The sequence below is a fragment of the Peterkaempfera griseoplana genome (genome assembly GCF_001418575.1).
Classification (GTDB): domain Bacteria; phylum Actinomycetota; class Actinomycetes; order Streptomycetales; family Streptomycetaceae; genus Peterkaempfera; species Peterkaempfera griseoplana.
The window spans coordinates 1-6,898 of sequence record NZ_LIQR01000476.1; the positions used below are offsets into that span (position 1 = coordinate 1).

A 6,898-nucleotide genomic window follows, 5' to 3' on the forward strand; every position below is an offset into this window, starting at 1 on the left:
CGTTGCGGGCGAAGTCGACGAACTGGCCGGTGTAACCGCCCTCCGCCCACACGAGGGTCATGCGCCAGTGCCGCGCGCGAAGCCGGGCGAGCACGCGCTGCCCGGCCTCGCGGTCGGTGGCCGAGGCCGCGGTAACCATCACGGCGAGCAGGAGCCCGAGCGTGGCAGGGTGTCCCAGCCGGCAGCTGCTCGACCGAATCTCAGACAAGTGGGTCGTCCTGATCCTGTGTGCGCTGGGCGGCGACAACAGCCCTGGCCAGCCCGGTGCAGCACACGCAGACGCCCCGAAGGCGATGCGTTACTCCGAGATCTCTCGTCTTCTGGCCGGGGTCAGCCAGAAGATGCTGACCCAGACGCTACGGTCGCTGGAGCACGATGGTCTACTCACCCGTACCGTGACGCCAACCGTCCCTGTCACCGTCTCCTACGAGCTGACCGACCTCGGCCTCTCGCTCCACCACATGACGCGCGGGCTCAGAAACTGGGCGCAGACACACATGGCCGAGGTCCTCGCAAACCGTGAGAACTACGACGCTCGCACCTTCTGACGACTCACATCCAACCGTCCAACAGCTCTATGTTCTCGGCGCTACACCCTCAACTGCGAAGAGCCTCTTTGGCAAGTACGAACCGCCGTACGCCAGCGGCCCTCCCGCAGATGCGTGGTTCCGCCGGTCCGCCGGTTCCCTACCGTCAGTCAGGTGGACGCTGAAGTGATGGGCTTGTAGAAGCGCTGCTTTGGGGTCGGTGACGCACTGGCGCAACAAAGCCTGGTCGATCCGCGGAAGCAGTGGATGTGGCGCGGCGCGGAGCAGACTACGCCTGTCTCCTCGTTATGACCGACAACACTCATTCAAGTTCAGTAGTGACAGGAGGGATGGTGGCGGTCATTGACCCATGGTGCCGCCATTGGACGGATTCACAGCAACAGCCTTGAAGAACGTGTAGTGGAAGGTCCCGTTGGCCTGTGCGGTGCGGTGCAGGTCCGCGATCCCGCGATCCCAATGGGCCGCGGTCGTGAGCCCTGCAGTGAGTGCCTCGTCCCGGACTGATTCGACCATGGCGATGAACGTGTTGCGGGTAAAGCCGTCGACCAGTGCGGGCCGGGTCTGGTCGGCGTAGACCGTGCGAGGACGAACTACGATGTCGTCGTATCCAGCCTGAGCAAGCAGCGGTTGCAGCTGTCGGCCGATCAGGGCATTTCCGCCGACGGCTGACTGCAGTTGGACCTGGCATTCGATCACTGCCTGGGCATACTCGCTGGCGGGATGGAACAGCGCCGAGCCATGATCCCCTTCGACCACGGTGATGGTGCCGTCGGGCCGTAGCACGCGCCGCAGTGCGGCCAGCGCCCGCGCGGGGTCCGACAGATGCTCCAGGACGAAACAGATGAAGACATGGTCGAACTCCGCGTTGGAGAAGGGGAGATCTGCCAGATCAGCGTGATACCACTCCACGTCCGCCCCTGGCGCCTGGGCGGTGACGCGGGCACGGGCCTGTGCAAGGGAATCAGCGGAGTGGTCGACAGCGGTGATACGCGCCCTGGGGCTGGCTTGGGCCAGGTGGACCGTCTGGGCGCCAACCCCGCAACCGATCTCCAACACCCGGCTGCCAGCCGGATAGGCCGTGCCCACATGCACCAGTGCCGCCAAAGTGTCCGCCTGGTCGCCGAGCCGAGCCGCCTCGCGTTCGGAGTACCCGTGCACATAGCTGGCCGTCGCTCTCGCTTCAGGAGCTGCCATCGCTGTATCCATACGGCTACCCTGCTGCGATTATGGTCCGATGAACAGGTCCAATCGATGCCCAGCTGACCAGTCCATAACTTCCGGGTCCGATTTCCTGCAGCTGAACATCCGCGATGCGCCGATGGGCAGGCGATCCGACTGGCTGGCCCAGCAGCTTCGGCTCGCGATAGCGGATCGCCGTCTACCGATAGGGAGCAAGCTGCCGGCCACCCGCGTTCTGGCCGTCGAGCTGCAGGTGTCCCGCGGCGTGGTCACAGAGGCATACCAGCGACTGATAGAAGACGGGCACGCGGCAGGACACGGGCGCAACGGAACGATCGTCGTCGCCGCTCCCGCCTCGCCGCCGGAAGCGCCCCAGGCCAGGCCGGTCGCTTCGCCGCCGCTGGGTGCGTTGTTCGCCGCCGTACCCGGCGCGGATATTTTCGACTCAATGCGAGCGGCACCTGCCCGGATTGATCTGTCGCCCGGCTTGCCCGACCTTGCCGCGTTTCCGCGAAATGCTTGGCTGCGCGCCGAACGCTCCGCACTGGCGAGCCTCCCGGTGTCCGACCTCGGATACGGAGACCCGCGCGGGACCCCTGCGTTGCGTCAAGCCATTGCCAACTGGCTTGGCCGCAACCGTGCGATCAGGGTGGATCCAAACGAGGTACTCATCGTCGCGGGCACCGCTCAAACACTCAGTCTGCTCGGACAGGTGCTGCGCGACCACGGCATCTCTGCGGTGGCCGTGGAGGACCCGGGATCGCTCGGGGCCCGCCAGCACCTGCACAATCAGCGGTTGGACACTCCGCCGGTTCCGGTCGACTCCCAAGGCGTGCGCGTCGACGTCCTGTCCGACGTGGCTGCCCGAGCGATCTTACTGACTCCCGCGCACCAGTTCCCGACCGGAGTGGTGCTCAGCGGGGCACGGCGTCGTGAACTGATGTCCTGGGCCTCCGAAACCGACGGACTGATCATTGAGGACGACTACGACGCCGAGCACCGCTACGACCGGCCTCCGGTCCCTGCCCTGCGATCCGTACTCCCCGACCACGTCTGCTACGCCGGGAGCGTATCCAAGCTCCTCGCCCCCGCACTGCGCATCGGCTGGGTCCTTGCACCGCCGAAATACCGGGATGCTCTTGTCGCCGCCAAACGGTTCGCCGACCTGGGCAACGCCGCACTGCCGCAGCAGGTGCTCGCAGAGCTCATGGAATCTGGTGAGATGGAGCGTCAGCTGAGGTTCCTGCGCACACGCCACCGCCGTCGCCGGGACACCATGGTCGATGCGATCAGAACCCACCTTCCGGATGCGGAGGTACACGGCGCCGCAGCGGGCCTGCACCTGATGATCTCCTTCGACGCCAAGTTCGCCGACACCGACCTCGCTGCCGCTGCGCTTACGCGGGGAGTGAAGGTGCAGCCACTGTCATGGCATAGCCAACACTCACCCCGCCCCGGGCTGGTCCTCGGCTACGCAGCCAGTGCGCCCACCGCTATCAGCGAAGGTGTGGCAATCCTCGGTGACGTCCTACGGCATCTGTTCTGAGACCACCAGTTATCAAGAGCGAGGAGAGAGCACGTCACCAGCCGGTGATGCGGGGCCAGCGCGCATGGATCACCGGGGCGGGCTCGGTGCCGTCGCTGCTGTCGACGACGTGGTAGCCGTGGTGCTGGGCGGCGGTGGCGCAGGCGTGGTTGGGCAGGATGCGCAGCCGGGTGCCGACCGGCAGGTCGGGCAGGTCGGTGCCCTCGCGGGCGGTGAGGGTGCCGTGTTCCTGGCTCGCGGCCGTCATGACCAGGTTCGGGAGGAGGTGGCCGGCCAGGTCGGTGACCAGACCGTAGCCTTGGTCCTGGGGCTGGTCGGCGGTGCCGCGGTCGCGGGACATGGCCATCCAGCCGCCGTCGGTGACGATCCACCCGTACTCGGGGCGGTGGCCGATGACGGTGACAACCACGGACAGGGCGAGGTCCTGCACCTGGCAGACGCCGAGGCCAGCCATCACCAGGTCGAAGAACATGTAGTTACCGGCCCGCAGTTCGGTGACCCCACTGAGGTCCTCGGCCGCGTGAGCGGTGGGGGTGGAGCCGACACTGACGCAGGCCACGGGCAGACCGGCCGCACGGAGACGTTCGGCTGCGGCAACCGCGGTGTCGCGTTCGTTCTGTGCGGCCAGGCGCTGTTCTTCGGCGCTGAAGGCGGAGTACGACTCGCCTGCGTGGGTGAGCACGCCGTCGAGGCAGGCCGCGTCGTGCAGGATGCGGCCGATCTCGGTGAGGGCGGGGTCGTCGGGCTTGAGACCACCGCGGTGGCCGTCGCAGTCGATCTCGATCTGGGCCGGGATGGGCAGGCCGGCCTGGCGGGAGGCTGCGGCGACGAAGACGGCCTGCTCGGTGCTGTCCAGCAGGACCCGCAAAGTCACGCCGCGGTGCAGGAGAGCGATGACGCGGGGGAGCTTGTGGGGCTCGATGCCGACGGCGTAGGTGATGTCGGTGTAGCCGCCGTCGGCGAACGCCTCGGCCTCGGCGAGGGTGGAGACGGTGACAGGACACGTGTCGCCGTCGTTCAGGAGCGCGGCGGCGTCGAGGCTCTTGGCCGTCTTCATGTGGGGGCGCAGGACGACTCCGAGTTGGTCGGCCCTGGCCTGCAGGCGCTCGATGTTGCGCCGGCTCTTGTGGACATCGACGACGGCGAACGGGGTGTCCGGATCCATCAGGGTCTGAGCGGCGGGGGCGGGGGTGGTGGTCACAGGGAGATGTCCATCTTCTTCAGGAGGGCCAGAGCCAGGTAAAGGTCCTGTAGTCCGATTCCGGAGCTGTCGAAGACCGTGATGTCACGGTTGTCGGTGCGTCCTTGGGCGCGCTGGGTGAGAACCTCGCCGAGGGGGATGAGGACGGTGCCCTCGGGTGCGTGCTGGCTTTCGCCCATGCGACGTGCCTGCTCGGGCAGGTCGCAGATGACCCGTGCGCGGGCGAACAGGGCGGGTGGCAGCTCCCGCTTTCCGGGGGCGTCGGCTCCCATGCAGGACAGGTGCGTGCCGGGGCGGACCCACTCGGCCTCGAACAGGGGCGGGTCTTCGGCCCGTGCGGTGGTGGCGGTGACGATCACGTCGGCGCTCGCGCAGGCCTCCTCGGCGCCGGCCGCACGTGCTGTGTGTCCCTCTGCGGTGAGCGCGGCAGCCATGAGCGCAGCACGGCCCTTGTCCCGTCCCACGATCAAGATTTCGCGGATCGACCGGACCCGGGCGACAGCCCGCGCCTCATAGGCTGCCTGATGACCGGTACCGAAGACGGCAAGGACGGCGCTGTCGGTGCGGGCGAGCAGGTCGACGGCGAGCGCGTCGGCCGCGGCGGTCCGGTAGGCGTTCGCGGCACCGAGCTCCAGGACGGCGGCGATCCGGCCGATCCTCTGGTCGAACAGCAACAAGGTGGAGTGGTGACGCGGCAGCCCGCATTTCAGGTTGTCCGGCCAGTAGGTCCCGATCTTCACCCCGGCATGCGTTGCCGACGCGGACGGCTTCAGCGTGAACCGGTTGCGCGGATCGGAGCCGTGCACGGCCAGGGAAGGGAAGACCACGCCCTTGACCGTCGCGGCGAAGGCCGTGCGTGCCGCTTCCAGAGCCAGCTCCTCGTCCACGAGCGCAGCCGTCTGTTCCTCGGGGATGAACAGCAGGCCACGGTCTGCGTCCAACAGCGGGCCAGAGCTGGGCGGAGGAGCAGGTACGGCGTGTGCGGCAGGTCCGGTGTCGGTCATGAACCGCCCCTTTACTTGGCGTAGTTGTAGACAGTGGCCCGGGACACGCCCAGCAGGTCCGCGATGGTCTGCGCGGCGTCACGCCGGTCGAAGTAGCCCTCGCCCTGCAACTGCCGCACGAGCGCCTTCTTGTCGTCCCGACTCAGCGACCGGGGGGTGGCACCGCGCTCCGCGGCCAGCGTCTCCACCGTTCGGCGCAGCTCGCGCAGGTTGCGGTCCCGCAGATTCTCCAGCGGATGCTCACGGTGCTCCACATCGGTGGCCACGAGATTCGACAGCGCCAGCGTCACCGGCGACAGGACGGACACATCAAGGTTCAGGCACAGGGCCGCGATGTACTTGCCCGCGGCGTTCTTGATGCCGATCGACGTGCTCTTCACCGGCCGGCCGTCGGGAAACTGGTTGGGGTAGTTCTGGATCACACTCGGGTACTGCGGATCCGCGATGCGAGCCAGGCCCAGCTCCGTGGCCGAATCCCCGACCTCCCGGCCGGAGAGGTTGTTCTCGATCACCCGAATCGCCTGCCGCGGATCCCTCAGGTCATGCAGCACCACCTCGCACAGCCCGGGAAACATGCGGCCCAACGCCACAGCGATCTTCTCCGCCTCGCGGATGAGGTGCTCATCGCCGTCGGCCCCAGCGGCGGCCACGGGGTTCCTGCGGTCGTCTTGCGGCCCACCAACCACGAGATGCTCCATGACCTGCCCTCTCCGTTGGACTTACATTCCATCTTTAGACAATGATCCTAAGGAATCTTCTGAGTCGTGTCCAACCCCGCCGATGAGAGCCACCGCACCTCGGTGTGCACGAGCAGCCTGGGCTCCGGTACGGCAGGCTGCTGCCTACAAGGTGAAGGTGGCAGAGAAGTCGCCACAGACCATCTCGCGGCAGTCGTCAAGCGACAGGCGCCAGGAACGGGGAAAGGCCGCGGCGATGCGCGTCCTGCCGCAGCCTGCCGCGCCGACCGTCAGGTGGGCGCCGACGACGGGCATCCGCGAGACAAGAACGTCGACACCCTCAGGCACGGCGCCGACAGCAACGCACGCGTTGGCGCCGCCTGCCGTCCGGCCGCCAGAGGCCTCGACGACACGGACCCCGACTGGAGTCCCGAGGCGCCGGCGTCCGACACGCTCGGCACACTGACGTTCACGCCCCCAACAGGCCGCTGGTCTCGCCGGGGGCTGGCGCGATCTTCCCATCGAGCAGATCCGCGAGCTGAGGCGGCGCAAGAACCTGACAGCCCAGCCGGAAAGCCTGGTCGGCTACCTGGCTCCTGGCTCGGTCCGTGAGCGACTGGTCGCCTGGACCGTGACCGGACCGCTCATGCCTTTACCAGCCGCCAGCGCGCAGGGCGCCTGAACTGACTGGCTTCCATGCGAAGTTCAGAGAGACTTGTGTCAGAAGCCGTTGTCGTACCGAA

The 6,898-nt window shown here is 67.4% G+C and carries 6 protein-coding genes; 2 read left to right on the forward strand and 4 right to left on the reverse strand.

Annotation, left to right across the window (positions count from 1 at the left end):
• The first annotated feature begins 161 nt into the window (after nt 1-161).
• Nucleotides 162-548 (forward strand): winged helix-turn-helix transcriptional regulator, encoded by a 387-nt coding sequence (locus tag AOK09_RS30125; RefSeq protein WP_245687549.1) that lies wholly within the window; start codon nt 162-164, stop codon nt 546-548.
• A gap of 339 nt (nt 549-887) precedes the next feature.
• On the opposite strand, the gene AOK09_RS30130 is transcribed toward AOK09_RS30125, so the two are convergent.
• Nucleotides 888-1,742, reverse strand: coding sequence for a methyltransferase domain-containing protein (locus tag AOK09_RS30130; RefSeq protein WP_055590398.1), 855 nt, complete (start codon nt 1,740-1,742; stop codon nt 888-890).
• 40 nt (nt 1,743-1,782) lie between these two features.
• Here AOK09_RS30130 and pdxR point away from each other — a divergent pair, with 40 nt between their 5' ends.
• Nucleotides 1,783-3,273 (forward strand): MocR-like pyridoxine biosynthesis transcription factor PdxR, encoded by a 1,491-nt coding sequence (gene pdxR / locus AOK09_RS30135; protein ID WP_055590399.1) that lies wholly within the window; start codon nt 1,783-1,785, stop codon nt 3,271-3,273.
• Between the two features lie 34 nt (nt 3,274-3,307).
• On the opposite strand, the gene AOK09_RS30140 is transcribed toward pdxR, so the two are convergent.
• From AOK09_RS30140 to AOK09_RS30150, 3 genes are read right to left on the reverse strand one after another with little or no spacing between them, the layout of a single operon-like run.
• Complete coding sequence (locus AOK09_RS30140) at nt 3,308-4,438, reverse strand: DSD1 family PLP-dependent enzyme (protein WP_079063554.1); 1,131 nt, start codon at nt 4,436-4,438, stop codon at nt 3,308-3,310.
• Between the two features lie 32 nt (nt 4,439-4,470).
• Entirely contained in the window at nt 4,471-5,478 is a 1,008-nt protein-coding gene (locus AOK09_RS30145) for an ornithine cyclodeaminase family protein (protein WP_107101494.1), read from the reverse strand.
• Nucleotides 5,479-5,489: 11 nt separating this feature from the next.
• Nucleotides 5,490-6,176, reverse strand: coding sequence for a helix-turn-helix transcriptional regulator (locus AOK09_RS30150; protein WP_245687550.1), 687 nt, complete (start codon nt 6,174-6,176; stop codon nt 5,490-5,492).
• Between the last annotated feature and the right edge of the window lie 722 nt (nt 6,177-6,898).

Excerpts from the sequence above, each read along its gene's own strand:
- AOK09_RS30130 (WP_055590398.1), bottom strand. The coding sequence starts at position 1,742 with ATGGCAGCTCCTGAAGCGAGAGCGACGGCCAGCTATGTGCACGGGTAC.
- pdxR (WP_055590399.1), top strand. The coding sequence starts at position 1,783 with ATGAACAGGTCCAATCGATGCCCAGCTGACCAGTCCATAACTTCCGGG.
- AOK09_RS30140 (WP_079063554.1), bottom strand. The coding sequence starts at position 4,438 with ATGGATCCGGACACCCCGTTCGCCGTCGTCGATGTCCACAAGAGCCGG.
- AOK09_RS30145 (WP_107101494.1), bottom strand. The coding sequence starts at position 5,478 with ATGACCGACACCGGACCTGCCGCACACGCCGTACCTGCTCCTCCGCCC.
- AOK09_RS30150 (WP_245687550.1), bottom strand. The coding sequence starts at position 6,176 with ATGGAGCATCTCGTGGTTGGTGGGCCGCAAGACGACCGCAGGAACCCC.